Origin of the sequence: Demequina zhanjiangensis, assembly GCF_030418315.1 — a bacterium.
Taxonomy (GTDB): domain Bacteria; phylum Actinomycetota; class Actinomycetes; order Actinomycetales; family Demequinaceae; genus Demequina; species Demequina zhanjiangensis.
The window spans coordinates 119,832-136,117 of record NZ_JAUHPV010000004.1 but is presented as its reverse complement, the minus strand read 5'-3'; the positions used below and the strand labels follow the sequence as shown (position 1 = coordinate 136,117).

Below are 16,286 nucleotides of genomic sequence, written 5' to 3'. Positions count from 1 at the left end.
CGTGTCGGGAGATTCACACGCCGAGGAGAGGACTTGTCATGGGAGAGCACAGAAGGAGCATCGGCCGGCGCAGCAGGCAGGGCTCCGGCGCAGGCTCGCCCCCCGCCCCGGGGACCGGCTACCTGGTGCGATACGTCGAGGACGGCCGCGTCGTGGACACCCTCGACGACGGCTCTCCCGCGGACGCGCTCACCTATGCCGCCGGCTCCCCCTCGCGGCTCGCCATGTCCCTCTACCCCGCGCCGACCACCGCGCAGGTCGAGTCGCTCGCGGACGCGTGGGATCTCCATCCCGTGTTGCGGGAAGACCTCCTGCTGGGCAAGCAGAGACCCAAGGCGGAACGCTATGGGGACGTGTTCTTCCTTGTCGCGCGTGCCGCGCGATACCTCGACGCGGCCGAGCGCGTCGAGCTCGCGGAGTTCCACATCCTGGTGCGACCCGGGGCCGTGGCGATCCTCTGCCAGGACGACCAGTGGGTGGACGGCACCGACGCTGAAGGGATCGCCGCCGCGGCGATCGGCAACCCCCGCTACGGCGCCGCCCTGTTCGAGTCGGAGCACCTGCTGCGCATGGGCCCCGAGGCAGTCGCCTATTGGCTGCTGGACATCATCGTCGACGCCTACGCCCCGGTGCTGGAGGGTCTGGAGATCGACAAGGAGCAGGTCGAGCGCCAGGTCTTCGCTGGAGACGCAGCGGCGACGGAACGCATCTACCGGCTGGGCCAGGAGGTGATCGACCTTCAGCATGCGGTGACAGGGCTCGGCGCGGTGCTTGAGGCGCTCCGCAGGGGAATCGACAGGCACGGACTGTCGCACGATCTCCAGACCTACCTCCAGGACGTCTCCGACCATCACTCGCACGCGGCGACCCGTGTCGTGGAGCTGAGGGAGAGCTTCGCGCAGATCCTGGACGTCAACGCGACTCTCGTGGCGCAGCGCCAGAACGAGGACATGAAGAAGATCTCGGGCTGGGCTGCGATCCTCTTCGCACCGACGCTGATCGCCGCGATCTACGGGATGAACTTCCGCACGATGCCCGAGCTGGGATGGGCGTGGGGCTATCCCCTGGCGCTGGGTGGCATGGTGGCGTTCGCGTGCGTGCTGTGGCTGGTGTTCAAGCGCAACCGCTGGATGTGACGCGGCGCGAGCATGGCGAAGGCCGCCACCCCGGACGGGGCGGCGGCCTTCTGCCTGCAACAACAGGGATGAGTGGAGATGGCGGGAATCGAACCCGCGTCCGCATGTGCAAACCCAGGTCTTCTCCGGGCGCAGCCTGAGATCTGTTTCTCGGCCCCTCACCCGCATCAGGCGAGCAAGTGAGATAGGCCCAGTCGTCTAAGAGTCCCGCACCCCCCGACGACGAGGAGGTGCAGCCAGTTCCCTAGATGACGCCAGGGTCCAGGTCGGGATCTAGCCTGGGCTGACGGACTTCGAGGCTCGCTTAGGCAGCGAGGGCGAAGTCGGTGCGCTTGGAATCGGCACCTATGTTTTGCAGAGGGCGTTAACGAGATAACTCTGCATTCTCGGCCCGCTTCCCCTAGGAAGTACACACACGTCGAAACCGATCATCCCCTGTGGAGTTGTGCCTCCAGTGTACGGGTTCGCACCGACAGCTCGGTAGGGCCGTTCGCCCAGGGCCGACGGGCGGGGTGACGTGGACGCCCACCCACCCGTCGGCCGTGGTGGCGGGCTACAGCTCGAGTGCGACCGCGGTCTCGAGCGCCGCCTCGATCGAGGCCATCCAGCCTTCCTTGAGCCGCGAGTTCTTGTCTCCGTAGAGGCTGTCCCCGGTGACGAGGTTGGACGAGCAGGCGCAGATCATCCCGGCGCGGAGGCCTCGAAGCCGTGCGACGACGTACATCGCGGAGCTCTCCATCTCCACGTTGAGGATCCCCATGCGGTTGAGCTCGGAGATCCATTCGGGCCCTTCCGCGTAGAAGGCGTCGTCGGTCGCGTTCAGCCCTGAGAAGACGGAACGCTCACTGTCGGCCATCACGGCTGCGGCCGTGTCCTTGAGGGACTGCGCGATGGCAAGGTCGGGGATCGCGGGATACCCCGGGTGCACATAGGCGGCGGTGGTGCCGTCGTTGCGCAGCGACCCCTCGGAGACGAGCAGGTCGCCCGGCTCCACGCCCTCCTGCAGCGCCGCTGAGGATCCCACGCGGATGAACGAGGTGACGCCCACCCGGGCGAGCTCCTCGACCGCGATCGCGGTGGACGGGCATCCCATCCCCGTGGAGGTCGCGGTGATGAGCCGGCCCTTGTAGTAGCCGGTCATGGTGCGGTGCTCGCGCTTGTGCGCGACGTCCTTCACGTCGGTGAGGAACTCCGCGACGAAGGGGACTCGGAACGGATCGCCGGGCAGCAGCGCGACCGTCCCCACCTCCCCCGGCGCGATGTCGATGTGGTACTGGCGGGCATCGAGTCCGACGGCGGACTTGTCGACGATGTCGGTCATGGTCGGGGACCTTCCGGCGCAGGACCCGAGAGGCGGGGCCCGCCTCTAGCGGAGGGCCTGCGTGCGACCGATGCTACGACTCGGGTGTTTCCGCGACGTGACGCTGCTCCAGGGTCCGGCCGGGGCCGAACAGTGCGGCCCACGCCCACTCCGCGGCCACGGCTGGCGGCTCGAGCGGCTCGCGCTCGAGCCACGCGGTGATGACGCCCAGGACGGAGCCCGCCACACCGGCCGACATGACATCGACGGGGAGCCGGTCCACCTCGAAGCCGACCGCGGGGGCGCTCTCGCGGATCATCTCGCTCACGCGCGCCCGCATGCGCACGATCACCGCGCCGCTGGCCGCGCCCGTGAGCGCCTGGCGGTAGATGTCGACGTTGAGCGAGATGTGCGACAGGAAGTCGACGAGGACCGCGGGCGGGACGTCGGGGTCGAGCTCTGAGTGATTGAGCTGGGCGCCGGCCTTGGCGATCTCAGCGTCGAGCGCGTCGGCGAGAAGCGTGTCCCTGTCCGCGTAGTGCTGGTAGAACGTGCTGCGGTTCACGCCTGCACGGTCGGCGATGTCGGAGATCGACACCTCGGACGCGGGCCGCTCGCGCGCGAGCTCGAGCAGCGCCTCCTGGAGGCGTGCGCGAGTGCGGGCTACCCGGGCATCCATGGGCCTATCGTGCCAGGTTCCTCCGCACCATGCGAGACATATCCAACGTTTGTTGGTTATCTCTCTCCCGCCGGGTTAGAGTGGGCTCAGGCATCGTCGCCATCCGTCCCCCTCGACATCTTCGAAAGGCTTTGACGTGGCCAACTTCCTCTATCGCCTCGGGCACTCGTCCTCGAGGCACCCCCTCGTGGTGATCGCCGCATGGGTCGCCACCCTGCTCATCGCAGGAGGCGCCTTCCTCGGCTTCGGCGGCTCGCTGACCGACTCGTTCTCCATCCCGGGCACCGAGACGGAGCGGGTCACCGACCAGCTCCGCGAGGAGATCGACGGCCTCGACGGGCTCAGCGCCCGCGTCGTCTTCCAGTCGGCCGACGGCGCCGAGATCACGGAGGCCCAGCAGACGGAGATCTCCGACGCGCTCAACGCGGCGATGGCCACCGACTCCGTCGAGGCCGTGATCGACCCCTTCGCCACGCAGGCGGAGCTTGAGGGGCAGCTCCAGCAGCTGTCCGACGGCGCCGCACAGATCGAGGAGGGCCGCGCGCAGCTGGATGCCGGTCAGGAGCAGCTCGACGCCGCGCGCGCCGAGCTCGAGGCCGGCCAGGCGCAGCTCGACGAGGGCCAGGCACAGCTGGACGCCGGTCAGGAGCAGCTCGACGCCGCGATCCAGGCCGCGCAGGAGGATGGCACCTACGCCTTCGCCGAGGCGCAGTTCCAGGAGCAGCAGGCGCAGCTCGACGCCCAGCAGGCGCAGATCGACGAGCAGCAGCAGCAGATCGACGCTGGCCTCGCGCAGATCGAGGAGCAGCAGGCGCAGATCGACGCGAACGCTGAGGAGCTCGCCACCCAGTCCGAGCAGCTCGAGCTCGGTCAGCGTCTCGCTGACGCGGCCGCGGAGATCCGCACCGTCTCGCAGGACGGCACCACCGCGCTCGGCATCGTCCAGTTCGGCGAGTCGGCCTTCACGCTCGCGCAGGAGGACAAGACCGCGGTGATGGACGACATCACCGCCGCGACGCCGGACGACCTGAACGTCTACTTCTCCGCCGACATCGCCACCTCCGTCGAGGGCATCATGGGCGTCGGCGAGGTCGTGGGCGTCCTGCTCGCGCTCGTGGTCCTCATCGTCATGATGCGCACCCTGCTCCCGGCGCTGCTGCCGATCGTCACCTCGGTGGTCGGCGTGGGCGTCGGCGTGCTCACCGCGCTCGCCTTCTCCGACGTGGTGGAGATGTCCTCCGTCACCCCGATCCTGGGCGTGATGCTCGGCCTCGCGGTCGGCATCGACTACTCGCTCTTCATCGTCAACCGTCACCGCACCCAGCTGAGGCGCGGCATGGAGGTCCACGAGTCCGTGGGGCTCGCCAACGGCACCTCCGGCAACGCCGTCGTCTTCGCGGGCACCACCGTGCTGATCGCGCTGCTCGCGCTCAACATCACCGGCATCCCGTTCCTCGGGATCATGGGCTCCGTCGGCGCGTTCTCCGTGGCGATCGCCGTCGCTGTCGCCGTGTCGCTCACGCCCGCGCTCCTCGGCCTGCTCGGCCCGCGCGCGCTGAGCAAGAAGGCGCGTGCCACGATCGGTGCGCCCGAGCACCACGAGAAGCCCGTCGAGCCGATGCGGACGGGCCGCGCGATCCTCGGCGCCGTGGGCGCCGCCGCGATCCTGCTCGTCATCGCCATCCCGGCGCTGTCGATGCGTCTCGGCCTGCCCGACGGCACGCAGGAGCCCACCGACTCCACGCAGTACCAGGCGTACAAGATCACGGACGAGAAGTTCGGCGAGGGGCTCAACGGCACCCTGCTCGTGACTGCGGACCTTCCGGACGCCGTCTCTGACGACGAGCTTCTGGCCACGCAGGTGGAGATCACCGACACGCTGATGGAGAACGAGGACGTCGTCGCGGTCAGCCCCGCGGGCACCTCCGCGGACAACTCCTTCCTCGCGTTCCAGGTGATCCCCGCCGAGGGGCCGTCCAGCCAGTCCACCGAGGACCTGGTCCACGAGCTTCGAGCCCTGTCGCCGCTCGACGACGGCACGGTCCTGGGGGTCGCGGGCGAGGCCAGCGGCAACATCGACATCTCCGAGAAGCTCGCCGACGCGCTGCCGATCTACCTGGTCGTGGTCGTCGGTCTCTCGCTCGTCATCCTGATCGTCGTGTTCCGCTCAATCCTGGTGCCGCTCATGGCGACTCTCGGCTTCGTGCTCTCGCTGTTCGCCGCGTTCGGCGCGGTCACGGCCGTCTACCAGTGGGGTTGGCTCAGCAGCATCTTCGGCGTCCACGACCCGGGCCCCGTGCTGAACTTCCTGCCGATCATCCTCACGGGCATCCTGTTCGGCCTGGCGATGGACTACCAGCTGTTCCTCGCCTCCGGCATGCGCGAGTCGTATGTGCACGGCCTGGACGCCCGACGCGCTGTGGTCGCGGGCCGACGCCACGGTCGCGCGGTCGTCACCGCCGCGGCGATCATCATGATGTCCGTCTTCGGAGGCTTCATCTTCAGCCACATCGCGATGATCCGCCCGATGGGCTTCGGCCTCGCCGTGGGCGTCCTCGCAGACGCGTTCGTGGTGCGCATGCTGATCGTCCCGGCACTCATGCACCTGGCCGGCGAGAAGGCCTGGTGGCTGCCCGCGTGGCTCGACCGGATCCTCCCGAACGTCGACGTGGAAGGCGCTGCACTCGAGCGCAGCCACCCCGTGCCGCACCAGTACGACGACGAGGAGCACACCACGGCGGAGCCTGCAGAGGCCTCCGGAAAGCCGTCGGCCTGACCGACTCCTGACCAAGAAGGGCCGCGATCCCCACCCGGGATCGCGGCCCTTCTTCCTGTCTACGAGCGCAAACTGTGCCACGATACGCGTGAGAGGGGGTGCCGATGGCCGAGACCTCACGGACGCGCGAGGATGCGCGCACCCCGGGGCAGGACGGCGCCTCGCGCGCCGAGCTCGTGGAGCACCTGGCGCGCACGTTCGCCGCCACGGGCGGCTACGGCGACACCCTTGAGGCGATCGAGCGCGATGCGCACGTCGACCTCGCTCTGCTCGTGCGCCACTTCGGAGACAGGGCGACGCTGCTCGTCGCGCTCCTCGAATGGCACGACATGCGTGGCGTCCCCGAGGGCTACGAAGACCTGCCGCCGAAGATCTCCATGTTCGAAGACATGCCCGTCGAGGACCTGGTGACCGAGTTCGTGGAGACCGCACGGCGCAACACGGAGCTTCCCGGCTACGTCCACCTGATCTCGATCCTCACAGCAGAGTCCTGCGCCCCGCGCCATCCCGCCCGCGACATGCTGAAGCAGCGGCACGAGCTGTTGCGGGGAATCCTCGCGCACGCGATCGCCGCCCAGCGCGAAAGGGTGGGACGGGCCGACGACCCCCTGACACCGGAACAGCGCGCAGCCGCGGCCATCGCCACCTGGGAGGGCCTGCAGGCGTACCAGGCCCTCAACCCTGACCACTTCGAAGTCCCGCAGGTCCTCGAGCTGACGCTCCGCTCCGCGCTGGAGCTGCCAGTCGCGGAAGGACCTCACACCGCACGGCCGGCAGTCCACTCCGACTCCCCCTGAGGGACCCGGCCCCGCTTCGATCCGCACAGGGCGGGAGATCGACCGCGCGCGCCGTGGCCGCGGCGCTGGTCGTGCCGCCTGCTCGTGCGCTGTGCCACGATTGCCGCAGGAGGATCCGATGACAGAGCGTCCCGCATCACACGACGAGGCGACAGACCGCGCGGCGCTCGTCGACCACCTCGCACGCGCCCTGTCGGGCACCGGCGCCTACGGCGAGACGCTGGAGGCGATCGCGCACGAGACCCAGGTCGACCCTGCGCTGCTGAGACAGCACTTCGGCGACCGCATGTCCGTCCTGCTCGCCCTGCTCGAATGGCACGACACTCGCGGGGCACCAGGAGGCTACGGCGCCCTCACTGACAGGATCGCGGTGTTCGACACCATGTCTGCCGAGGAGCTCGTCGGCGCGCTGATGGGCACGGCGCGCCGCCACGCGACGACACCCGGCTACGTGCGGCTCACGGCGCTCCTCAAGGCCGAGGCGAGCGCGCTGCGACATCCCGCGCAGGACATCCTTCGTCAAAGGCAATCGATCTTCCACGGGATCATCGCCAAGAGCATCCAGTCGCAGCGCGAGGCGCTCGGAAGCACCGCGGACCCGCTCACGCCCGAGGAGAGGGCCTCGACGGTGATCGCCACCTGGGAAGGGCTCCTCGTCTACGGCGATCTGAACCCGGGCAGGCTCGACGTGCTGTGGGTCCTGGAGCTGACCCTGCGGCAAGCGCTCGAGCTGAGCACACCCGCGCGTCCCGCGCCTCGGACGGCGACACCCGCCTCACCCGACGACGCGCCGGGTGACGACGGATGGGCCGGCCACTAGCCGCACTCTCTAGGAGGCCGTGCTCTCCGCAGGCTCGGACGCGCCCTGACGCGGCTCCGACCTGGAGGCCCGATGCCGGACCGCCCTCCCCCTGTCGCGGTCGAGCAGCGGCGCGAAGGCCCACCAGAGCAGGGCCGCAGCGGAGGCGCCGGCGACGATCCCGGCGATCGTGTCCGACAGCCAGTGCGCGTTGATCAACGTGCGCTGCCAGATCATGCCGACGGCGAGCACCGCTCCGGCGATCCACCACCATCGGCGGTACAGCGCGGGAAGCAGCGCCGCGACTGCCACGACGAAGGCTCCCATCGTCACGGAATGGCCCGAAGGGAAGGAACCGTGGTCGGTGGCGAAGAGCGGACCGACCAGCCCGGCGGCCTCGTCGGCCGCGGGGCGCTCACGGTCCACCAGATGCTTGCCTGCCTGCGAGACCAGCCCGTTCGCGAACAGCATGGTCGCGAGCCAGAACAGCCCGGTGCGCCAGCGGCGGATCGAGAAGAGCACGATCGGGACGACCAGCGCGTACACCACGGCGCCGGCCAGCTCTCCGAAGTGCTGGAAGAACATCGGCAGCGGGCCGGACGCCTCTTCAAGGGTGCCGGCGCCCACGAGGCTTCGCCACGCGTCGTCCATCGGCTGCGTGAAGGGGTGGTCCAGCGTCGCCGCCATCACGGCGCCGAGCGTGACATAGAAGGTGAGCCCGGCCAGACCGAGCCAGAGCGCGAGACGCGGGCGGACGCTGCGGCGGGTGCCGGCGTGCGCGGGTACAGAGGAGGTCGCCATTGATCTTCCTTGGTGGGGGTGTGCGGTGTGCCCCGCGTCGGCTGCCAGCAGGCGGTGCGAGGGTCATGCGGCGTGGGCGCCGTGGCGCCCACAGAACGGCGGGATGGACGGTCCCGGGGGCGGGCCGTCCATCCCGCACGATCAGCTCACGCGGTCCGTGAGGGCCACGGAGTAGAGGACTGCATGGACGCGGTCACGCAGCGCGTGACCCAGGCCCACCGGGTCCTCCTCGATCGCCTCGGACATCGAGGCGACGGTCGCGGACGGGAACACTGCGAGCATCAGGTCGTTGCCATGCAGCGCCGCCTGAACCGGGTCCATCCATCCGCCGAGCACAGCGTCGGTGGTGACGAAGCCCTCGAAGCCCCACTCGCCACGCAGGACCTCCTGCAGAAGCTCGTCGCTGCCGCCGGCCCACTTGCCGCCCAGGTTGATGAAGGAGGACATCGCGCCGGTGGGAGCGGACTCCTTGACCGCGACCTCGAAGGGCTGCAGGTAGAGCTCACGCAACGCCTGCTCGGAGAGCGACACGTTGATGCCGGAGCGTGCGTTGACCTCCTGGTCGTTCAGCACGAAGTGCTTGATGGTGGTGAGCACGCCCTGGTCCTGCGCGCCCGAGACCATGCCGGCGGCCATCATGCCCGAGATCAGCGGGTCCTCCGAGAAGTACTCGAAGTCGCGGCCGCCCATCGCGGTCCGGTGCAGGTTCATGCCGGGCGCGTACCAGACGTCCACGCCGTACAGGTCGGCCTCGTGTCCGATCGCGGCGCCGACCTCGTAGGCGAGAGCGTCGTTCCACGTGGAGGCGATCACGATCTCCGACGGGTACGCGGCCGCCTCGAGCGAGGCGAACAGGGAGTTCAGTCCTGCGGGGCTGTCGAGCATGACCATCGACGGGATGCCGAGGCGATCCACCTCGTAGGTCTTGTACGCACCGTAGGAGAACAGGTGGATCTGCTCCTCCACGGTCAGCTGGTCGAGGAAGGCGTCCCACTGCGGGTCGTCGTAGTCGAGGCCGACCATGTCGGCGAGCGTCAGGCCGTTGTCGGCTCCGTAGGTCGGGGCGTCGCCATCGGCAGGGACGAGCTCGGGATCCATGAGCGCGAGCGCCTCGTCGGATGCGGTCTCGGTACCGTCGGGACCGGCCGGGTAGGTGCCCTCCCAGTCCGCGCGCGACAGGAACTCGAGGTCTCCCTCGGCGAACTCGAACAGGCGTGCGTAGTCGTAGCCGGTGTCGGCGTCGGCCGTGTAGACCACCGACTCGCCCACGTCGTGCGTGAAGCTGGCGATCGGCGTGTGCACGTCCGTGGACGCGCTGATCTCGTAGGCGCCCGCGTCGAGCACGTACGCGCCCTGACCGGTGTCCCACGACGCCATGTCCTGCACGCCGAACGAGACGGTGACGGTCTCCTCGTCTCCCGGGGCGAGCAGGTCGGTCTTCGCGTAGCCCGCGAGCTCGATCGATGACTTCTCCACGCCGCCGTCGAGGTAGGGCGCCGAGAAGTAGACCTGCACCACGTCCTTGCCCGCGGCGTCGCCGACGTTGGTGACGGACACGTCGACCGTGACCTCGCCGTCGGCGATGACAGGCTCGGAGGCCGCCCACTCGAAGTCGGTGTAGCTGAGCCCATACCCGAACGGGAACTGGACAGCGGCCTCATAGCCCGCCTCATCGCCCTCGTAGCGCGTCTCGTAGTAGCGGTATCCGACGTAGATCCCCTCCTCGTAGTCGAGGAAGGCGCGGTTCGTGTTCGTGTAGCGGTGGCTTCCGAGGTTCTCAGTCGCCGGCGCCGACGTCACGTCATACGCGTACGTGTCGGTGAGGCGGCCCGACGGGTTCACCTCTCCGGTGAGGATCTTCGCAAGCGAGACCGCGCCCTGCGGGCCGGGCGTGCCCATCCAGACGGCGGCCTTGATCTGCGGGTAGTCGTCCAGGAAGCCGAGCTCCATCTGGTTGCCCGCGTTGATGACGACGATCACGTCATCCTGGTGCGCGGTCACGGCGTCGAGCAGCGCGACCTGCTCGTCGGACAGCTGAAGCTGCTCCTGCGTGAGGTCGGTGCCCTCGCCGCCGCTCACACCGAACACCACGATCGCGGTGTCGGAGTAGTCCGCCGCCTGCGCCATGACGTCGTCCGTGAGGTAGTCGGGCGCGGGCTCCGAGGAGCCTCCGCCCATCGCGAGCTGCGCCATCTGGACGAAGGCGTTCGAGGCGCCCTCGCTGTGCGCCGCACCCGCGTCCTCCATGGTCGCGTAGAGGTCCTCGTTGTAGGCGACGCCCTGCGCCTCGAGCGCCTCGTACAGCGTGGGCGCTCCCGCGACGGTCGAGCCGCCCGAGCCGCCGCCGCCCAGCAGGAGGTTGAACGACGCGAACGAGAAGACGTTGACACGGTCGCCTGCGAGCGGGAGGACGTCGCCCTCGTTCTTCAGCAGCACCATGCCCTCGTCCGACACGTTCTCAGCGACGACGAGCGCGTCCTCGCGTGCCTGGAGCGCCTCGACGGTGCCGTCGGCGAACTCGAGCGACGCGACGCGAGCCAGCCCGCCGACGTACGGCGCCGCGAGCGCGCCGATGCCGACGACCGCCACTCCGGCCACGCCCCATCCGATCGCACGCCTGCGGCGGTGCGCGACCTTTCGGGTGATGCGCGCGCGACGCGAGTCCTCGCGCCGCTCCTTGCGGTTCATGCCCGCACGGGCGGCCTTGCGCTCAGCCTTCGCGGAGGCCTTCGCCTCGCGTGCGTCGCGGGCGTCCTGCGCCTTCGCAGCCTTGCGCTCCTCAGGCGTCATCGCCTTCAGCTGGGTACGGCGCTCGCGCGTCGCTGCGCGGTCCGCCTGGACGCGTGCGACCGCGTCCCTCTTGATCTCTCTACGGGTAGCCATGTTCCTCTCGGCTTCTCGGTGGGGCCGCGTTCAGCGGCGGTGTGCAGCGCGCGTGCGTCGGCGCAGCGCGCGCCATGCGGTCGCGGTCCGGCGCAGGCCGCGCCAGAACTGTCCGTTGACCATGAGCAGGAGGCCGTCGACCATGTCGTCGTCGGCCGCTCCCCCGCTCAGGCGCGCGACAGACCTGAAGGGCATGTCGAGCGCGAAGTTCGTGTTGTTGGCGGCGAGCGGCATGCGCAGGCGCATCAGCACCTTGCCCGCGGCCGTGATGACCCAGTGGAGGAAGCCCGCGAAGCCTCCGCGCCCCTGCGTCTGGGCGATGATGTCGTCCCTCGTGAGCGGCACACCGGTGGGCCAGTCACTCGGCGGCAGCGGGCGCCCGAGCAGCGCCTCGAACTCGGTGGCGTCCACGTGCTCGACCGTCCCCACGATGTAGTGAGGCAGCACGTCGACGCTGACCGTCGGCATCGGGGCGCCGGTCACGACGAGCGCCTCGCTCAGTCGAAGGTCGCGCGACGACGCGCCGACGTGGACCGTGTACTCGCCGCCCACGGCCCTCCAGTCGGAGGACTCGACGTCGAAGACCTCGAAGGCGTGGTCCGCGAAGGCGATCTCAACCTCGGCGCTCTCCCCCACGTCGAGCGCGACCTTGGCGAAGCCACGAAGCTCGCGCGGAGCACGGAACTGACCAAGCCCCGCGTCGGGGGCCTCGACGTAGACCTGCACGGTCTCGACGCCTGCGCGCTCGCCTGTGTTGGTGACCGTCACGCGGACGCCGTCTCGGTCGACTCGGAGGTCCGAGTAGGCGAAGGCCGTGTAGGACAGGCCGTGCCCGAACGGGTAGCGCACCTCCATGCCGACCTTGTCGAAGTAGCGATAGCCCAGGTAGATGCTCTCGCGATGCTCCGACGTGGCCTCGGTGCGGCCGAAGGACGCGGACGACGGGACGTCCTCGTACTGGAGGGGGTAGGTCTCCGCGAGCCTCCCGCTGGGGTTCACCTCGCCGGTGAGCACGTCGGCGATGGCACGGCCGCCACCCTGCCCCGGGAGGTAGCCGTGCAGGATCGCCTCGACCGAGTCGGCGAACGGGAGCTCGACGGGGGCGCCGCCCGCCAGCACGACGATCACGCGCGTGCCTGCGCGGGTGAGCTCCCTCACGAGCGCGAGCTGGTTGTCCGCGAGCCGCATGTGCGTGCGGTCCACCGCCTCGGCCTCGGCGGACTCGTCGAGTCCCAGGAAGAGCACGGTGACGTCGGCACGCTGTGCGAGCGCGAGGGCCCGACGGCGACGCCGCTTCGACGGCCCGTCCATGCGGCTGAAGCCGGGCTCGTAGCCGACGATGTCCAGCCCGGTCTCCCGGAGCGCGTCGAGCGCGGAGTCGAGCCGGGTGGGGTTCACGAGCGAGCTGCCCGCACCCTGGTAGCGCGGGGTACGCGCGAAGTCTCCGATCACGGCGACGCGGCCGCTGGACGGACCGAGGGGAAGGACGTCGTTCTCGTGGCGCAGGAGGACGACCGCGCGTCGTGCGGCCTCGATCGCGAGCGCGTGGTGGGCGTCGTGATCGGCGGAGGCGGCGTCGGAGCGGCCTGAGGTCCGGTCGATCAGGGTGAGCAGCTCGTCGACGCGGGCGTCGAGGACGCTCTCCTCGAGGTGCCCTGCGTCGACGGCGGCGACGATCTCCTGGTCGGTGACGCCCGAGGTCGACGGCATCTCGAGGGCGTTGCCCGCGCGGAGGCCGGCGACCCTGTCGTTGTTGCCACCCCAGTCGGTGACGATGAGCCCGTCGAAGCCCCAGCGACCCCGCAGCGTGCGCTCGAGCAACGCGTGGTTCTCGTTCGCGTAGACGCCGTTGACCTTGTTGTAGGAGGTCATGACGGACCAGGCATCGCTCTCGGCGAGCGCGATCCTGAAGCCCTCGAGGTAGAGCTCGTGCAGGGCACGCTCGTCGACGATCTCGTCGACGCTCATGCGGTGGGTCTCCTGGCTGTTGACCGCGAAGTGCTTGAGGCACGCGGAGACGCCCTGGGACTGGATGCCCCGGGCGAGAGCGCCTGCCAGGGTCCCCGAGACGAGCGGGTCCTCGGAGAAGTACTCGAAGCTGCGACCTCCGAGCGGGTTGCGCTTGATGTTGAGGCCGGGGCCGAGCAGGACGCTGACGTCCTCGGCGGCCGCCTCGGTGCCGAGCGCGCGGCCCACCTGCTCGATCAGGTCGCGGTCCCAGGTGTTGGCGAGGGTGGCGGCCGGCGGGAAGCACGTGGCGGGGATGCTTGCGTTGAGGCCGAGGTGATCGGCGGCGCCGCCCTGCTTGCGGAGTCCGTGGGGGCCGTCGGTGAGCATGATGCTCGGCACGCCGAGCCGCTCGAGCGGCTTGGTGTTCCAGAAGTTCGCGCCCGACATGAGCGACGCCTTCTCGTGAAGGGTCATCTGAGTGCGGGTGCCTGCGCGACGGTCGACGTTGGCCATGTTGAGAATGATACCTCAACCTCCACCACGTGGTGGACTTTGAATGTGGCACCATTCAGGGGTGGACAGAGAGACAGCGCCGGCAGCGGCATCGCCCGCGCGACCCGAGGGATACGCCAAGGGTCGCGTCACCAAGCAGGCCATCGTCGAGCGCGCCGCCGACGCCTTCGCCGAGAAGGGCTTCTACGGCGCCTCACTGCGATCCATCGCACGCGAGGCAGGGATCGACCACTCGACGCTCATCCACCACTTCGGCAACAAGACCGCCCTACTGCTCGCCGTGATCGAGTGGCACGACACCCGCGGGCTCCCCGAGGGCATGCAGGGCGTCGGCGAGGCACTCGAGATGATGCGCAGCCTGCCCGTCCAGACGATCGCCGACTCGCTCGCCGCCAACGCCCGCCGCAACCTCGACTCCCCTGGACTCGTCCAGCTCCTGTCACTGCTCACCGCCGAGGCAGGATCGGCCAACCACCCGGCACGCGCAGTGCTCCAGGAGCGCCACGACACCCTGCGCGACATCCTCGCGCACACCATCGAGCGCGGCCGCGCCGCCAACGGCGGGACCGACGACCCTCTCACCCCCGAGCAGCGCGCCGTCGCCGTCATCGCCGCGCAGGAGGGCCTCGAGACCTACAACGCGCTTCACCCCGGCGAGATCGACATGCCCACGCTCTTCGCGCAGGTCCTCGCGTCCGCCTTCGAGCTGCCGGCGCCCGACGAGAGTCGCTGAGCGAGCGCCGCGACCGACCGCTCCGCCTAGGCGAGCCCCGCGTCGTACGCGAAGACCACCAGCTGGGCGCGATCCCTCGCACCCAGCTTCATCATCGCGCGGTTGATGTGCGTCTTCACCGTCGCCGGGCTGATCACCAGCCTCGCCGCGATCTCCTCATTCGACAGCCCCTCCGCCGCGAGCGCCACGAGCTCCCGCTCGCGCTCCGTCAGCTCCGACAGCCCCGAGACATCGCGCCGCGGGCGTCGCGGACCGTCATCGACGACCCGTTCGATCAGCGCCCGCGTCGCCGCCGGGGACAGCAGCCGCTCGCCGTCCGCCGTCGTCCGGATCGCCTCGATCAGGTCGGCGGGGCTCACCCCCTTGCCAAGGAACCCGCTCGCTCCCGCACGCAGCGCGGCCAGGACCAGCTCCTCCGTCTCGAAGGTGGTCAGCACAAGCACCTTCGTGTGCGCCAGATCCGGATCCGACGCGATCTCCTCGGTCGCAGCGACGCCATCCTTGCGCGGCATGCGCAGATCCATCACCACCACGTCGGGCCGCGCCGACCGCACCACGGCCACCGCCTCCTCGCCGTCCGAGGCCTCGCCCACGACCTCGATGTCCTCCACGGCGTTCAGCAGAAGTGTGAAGGTGCCCCTCAGCAACGCCTGATCGTCAGCAAGCACCACTCGGATGGTCATGACTCCTCCTCCTTGGCCCGCGGCAGACGTACCTCGACCACGAAGCCTATGCGCGGCCTCAACCCCGTGGTCAAGGAACCCCCTGCCGCCCGCGCCCGCTCCGCCATCCCCACCAGCCCGAAGCCACCTGAGGTCGCCGCAGGCTGCTCCTGGCTCACGGGATTCGTCACGGCGACCCGCACCGCATCGACGTCCCATTCGATCTCGATCGAGACGGGCAGCCCCGGGGCATGCTTGCGCGCATTCGTCAACGCCTCCTGGACGATGCGGTAGCCCGCCGCATCCGCCGACGCGGACAGATGCCCTGGCACGCCGCGCGTCTGAAGGGTCACCGCTCCCCCGCCGGCCTCGTGGTCTCGCACGAGCTCGTCCACACGGGACAGCGTGGGCGCAGGCCTGAGCCCCTCGCCCCCGCCCTCGCCTTCGTCCTCATCGCCGGAACGCAGCACCCCGATGGTCGCGCGAACCTCCTCGAGCGCCTGACGGGTATGGACGCTCACGCCATGCAGCGCCTTCGCGGCCGCCTCTGCATCAGTCGGAAGCAGATACTCCGCGACCGACGCCTGCGCATTGACCAACGTCAGATTGTGGGCGAGCACGTCGTGGAGCTCGCGCGCGATCCGCAACCGCTCGTCCTCGACGGCGCGGCGCCGCTCCTCCTCCCGCCAGGCCTCCTTATGGGCCAACCGAGCAGCACGCGCGTCAAGCGCGACTCCGATCCCCGTCGCCAGCACGATCGTGTTGAGCATCAGCACGTCGACGCCCGGCTCAGGCGCGGCGCCCCACGCATGCGCTGCGATCGCCAGAGCGAGCCCCGCGGCGCTCGCGAGCACCCAGGCGCGCACCCTCGAGGCACGCCGACCGAGGGTGTACGCGGCAAGCATCGTGCCGACCGGTGCCGGCAGGTACAGGGCTATCGACAGGCCGTCCGGCGCGTCCCCGGCGATCGCCGCGATCGACGCCACATGCCACAACTCGATCCCCGCGACGGCCACCAGGACCACGGACGGCGCCCACGTGCGCCACGGCAGGACGAGCCCCACCAGCACAAGCGTCCTCACCATCAGCGCGACGGTGTCCGCCCCCTGATGCCACGGGATCACCGAGAGCGCGACAGCGGCGGCGAAGCCCCCGATGGTGAGCGCGACCTCGGCCCGGGTGGGGGATCCCACCCGGGCCGAGCCCTGGATCACACGGGCCGCGAGCTCACGCGGCGTGCGGTTCATCGTTCCTCCT

The 16,286-nt window shown here is 69.8% G+C and carries 12 protein-coding genes and 1 other RNA gene; 5 read left to right on the top strand and 8 right to left on the bottom strand.

The genetic code is table 11. The annotated features are described in order from the left end of the window. The first annotated feature begins 38 nt into the window (after positions 1–38). Positions 39–1,136, top strand: coding sequence for a magnesium and cobalt transport protein CorA (locus tag QQX04_RS07885; protein WP_301127927.1), 1,098 nt, complete (start codon positions 39–41; stop codon positions 1,134–1,136). A 70-nt stretch (positions 1,137–1,206) separates the two neighbouring features. Here QQX04_RS07885 and ssrA read toward each other — a convergent pair. The 3 genes from ssrA to QQX04_RS07870 form a co-directional block, all read right to left on the bottom strand. Beyond that, positions 1,207–1,572: a transfer-messenger RNA gene (gene ssrA / locus QQX04_RS07880) on the bottom strand. Positions 1,573–1,689: 117 nt separating this feature from the next. After that, complete coding sequence (locus tag QQX04_RS07875; RefSeq protein WP_301127925.1) at positions 1,690–2,457, bottom strand: nucleoside phosphorylase; 768 nt, start codon at positions 2,455–2,457, stop codon at positions 1,690–1,692. Between the two features lie 73 nt (positions 2,458–2,530). Further along, complete coding sequence (locus QQX04_RS07870) at positions 2,531–3,115, bottom strand: TetR/AcrR family transcriptional regulator (RefSeq protein WP_301127923.1); 585 nt, start codon at positions 3,113–3,115, stop codon at positions 2,531–2,533. A gap of 136 nt (positions 3,116–3,251) precedes the next feature. Between QQX04_RS07870 and QQX04_RS07865 the strand changes: the two genes are divergently transcribed. The 3 genes from QQX04_RS07865 (at position 3,252) to QQX04_RS07855 (ending at position 7,508) form a co-directional block, all read left to right on the top strand. Beyond that, positions 3,252–5,891, top strand: a complete 2,640-nt coding sequence (locus QQX04_RS07865; protein WP_301127921.1) for an MMPL family transporter — start codon at positions 3,252–3,254, stop codon at positions 5,889–5,891. A gap of 104 nt (positions 5,892–5,995) precedes the next feature. Beyond that, complete coding sequence (locus QQX04_RS07860; RefSeq protein ID WP_301127919.1) at positions 5,996–6,688, top strand: hypothetical protein; 693 nt, start codon at positions 5,996–5,998, stop codon at positions 6,686–6,688. Positions 6,689–6,806: 118 nt separating this feature from the next. Beyond that, the gene (locus QQX04_RS07855) at positions 6,807–7,508 is read left to right on the top strand and encodes a TetR/AcrR family transcriptional regulator (protein WP_301127917.1); all 702 of its coding nucleotides are present in this window, start codon (positions 6,807–6,809) and stop codon (positions 7,506–7,508) included. Between the two features lie 9 nt (positions 7,509–7,517). Here QQX04_RS07855 and QQX04_RS07850 read toward each other — a convergent pair whose 3' ends face one another. The 3 genes from QQX04_RS07850 to QQX04_RS07840 form a co-directional block, all read right to left on the bottom strand. Next, on the bottom strand, positions 7,518–8,288 hold the full coding sequence (locus QQX04_RS07850) for a phosphatase PAP2 family protein (RefSeq protein ID WP_301127915.1): 771 nt from the start codon (positions 8,286–8,288) through the stop codon (positions 7,518–7,520). A gap of 141 nt (positions 8,289–8,429) precedes the next feature. Continuing rightward, on the bottom strand, positions 8,430–11,171 hold the full coding sequence (locus tag QQX04_RS07845) for a glycoside hydrolase family 3 protein (protein WP_301127913.1): 2,742 nt from the start codon (positions 11,169–11,171) through the stop codon (positions 8,430–8,432). A gap of 30 nt (positions 11,172–11,201) precedes the next feature. Beyond that, positions 11,202–13,634 (bottom strand): glycoside hydrolase family 3 C-terminal domain-containing protein, encoded by a 2,433-nt coding sequence (locus tag QQX04_RS07840; protein WP_301127911.1) that lies wholly within the window; start codon positions 13,632–13,634, stop codon positions 11,202–11,204. A gap of 61 nt (positions 13,635–13,695) precedes the next feature. Here QQX04_RS07840 and QQX04_RS07835 point away from each other — a divergent pair, with 61 nt between their 5' ends. Beyond that, complete coding sequence (locus QQX04_RS07835) at positions 13,696–14,367, top strand: TetR/AcrR family transcriptional regulator (RefSeq protein WP_301127909.1); 672 nt, start codon at positions 13,696–13,698, stop codon at positions 14,365–14,367. 26 nt (positions 14,368–14,393) lie between these two features. Here QQX04_RS07835 and QQX04_RS07830 read toward each other — a convergent pair whose 3' ends face one another. Both QQX04_RS07830 and QQX04_RS07825 read right to left on the bottom strand, forming a co-directional pair. After that, a complete protein-coding gene (locus tag QQX04_RS07830) occupies positions 14,394–15,050 on the bottom strand; it encodes a response regulator transcription factor (protein ID WP_301127907.1) in 657 nt (218 codons plus the stop codon). Continuing rightward, positions 15,047–16,276 carry a sensor histidine kinase gene (locus tag QQX04_RS07825; protein WP_301127905.1) on the bottom strand — a complete coding sequence of 410 codons (1,230 nt, stop codon included), beginning with the start codon at positions 16,274–16,276 and terminating at the stop codon, positions 15,047–15,049. The genes QQX04_RS07830 and QQX04_RS07825 overlap by 4 nt, the downstream gene beginning before the upstream one ends. Positions 16,277–16,286: the final 10 nt, after the last annotated feature.

What these genes read in the sequence shown, in the direction of transcription:
- QQX04_RS07885 (WP_301127927.1), top strand. Translation starts at nt 39, where the DNA reads ATGGGAGAGCACAGAAGGAGCATCGGCCGGCGCAGCAGGCAGGGCTCC.
- QQX04_RS07875 (WP_301127925.1), bottom strand. Translation starts at nt 2,457, where the DNA reads ATGACCGACATCGTCGACAAGTCCGCCGTCGGACTCGATGCCCGCCAG.
- QQX04_RS07870 (WP_301127923.1), bottom strand. Translation starts at nt 3,115, where the DNA reads ATGGATGCCCGGGTAGCCCGCACTCGCGCACGCCTCCAGGAGGCGCTG.
- QQX04_RS07860 (WP_301127919.1), top strand. Translation starts at nt 5,996, where the DNA reads ATGGCCGAGACCTCACGGACGCGCGAGGATGCGCGCACCCCGGGGCAG.
- QQX04_RS07855 (WP_301127917.1), top strand. Translation starts at nt 6,807, where the DNA reads ATGACAGAGCGTCCCGCATCACACGACGAGGCGACAGACCGCGCGGCG.
- QQX04_RS07850 (WP_301127915.1), bottom strand. Translation starts at nt 8,288, where the DNA reads ATGGCGACCTCCTCTGTACCCGCGCACGCCGGCACCCGCCGCAGCGTC.
- QQX04_RS07845 (WP_301127913.1), bottom strand. Translation starts at nt 11,171, where the DNA reads ATGGCTACCCGTAGAGAGATCAAGAGGGACGCGGTCGCACGCGTCCAG.
- QQX04_RS07840 (WP_301127911.1), bottom strand. Translation starts at nt 13,634, where the DNA reads ATGGCCAACGTCGACCGTCGCGCAGGCACCCGCACTCAGATGACCCTT.
- QQX04_RS07830 (WP_301127907.1), bottom strand. Translation starts at nt 15,050, where the DNA reads ATGACCATCCGAGTGGTGCTTGCTGACGATCAGGCGTTGCTGAGGGGC.
- QQX04_RS07825 (WP_301127905.1), bottom strand. Translation starts at nt 16,276, where the DNA reads ATGAACCGCACGCCGCGTGAGCTCGCGGCCCGTGTGATCCAGGGCTCG.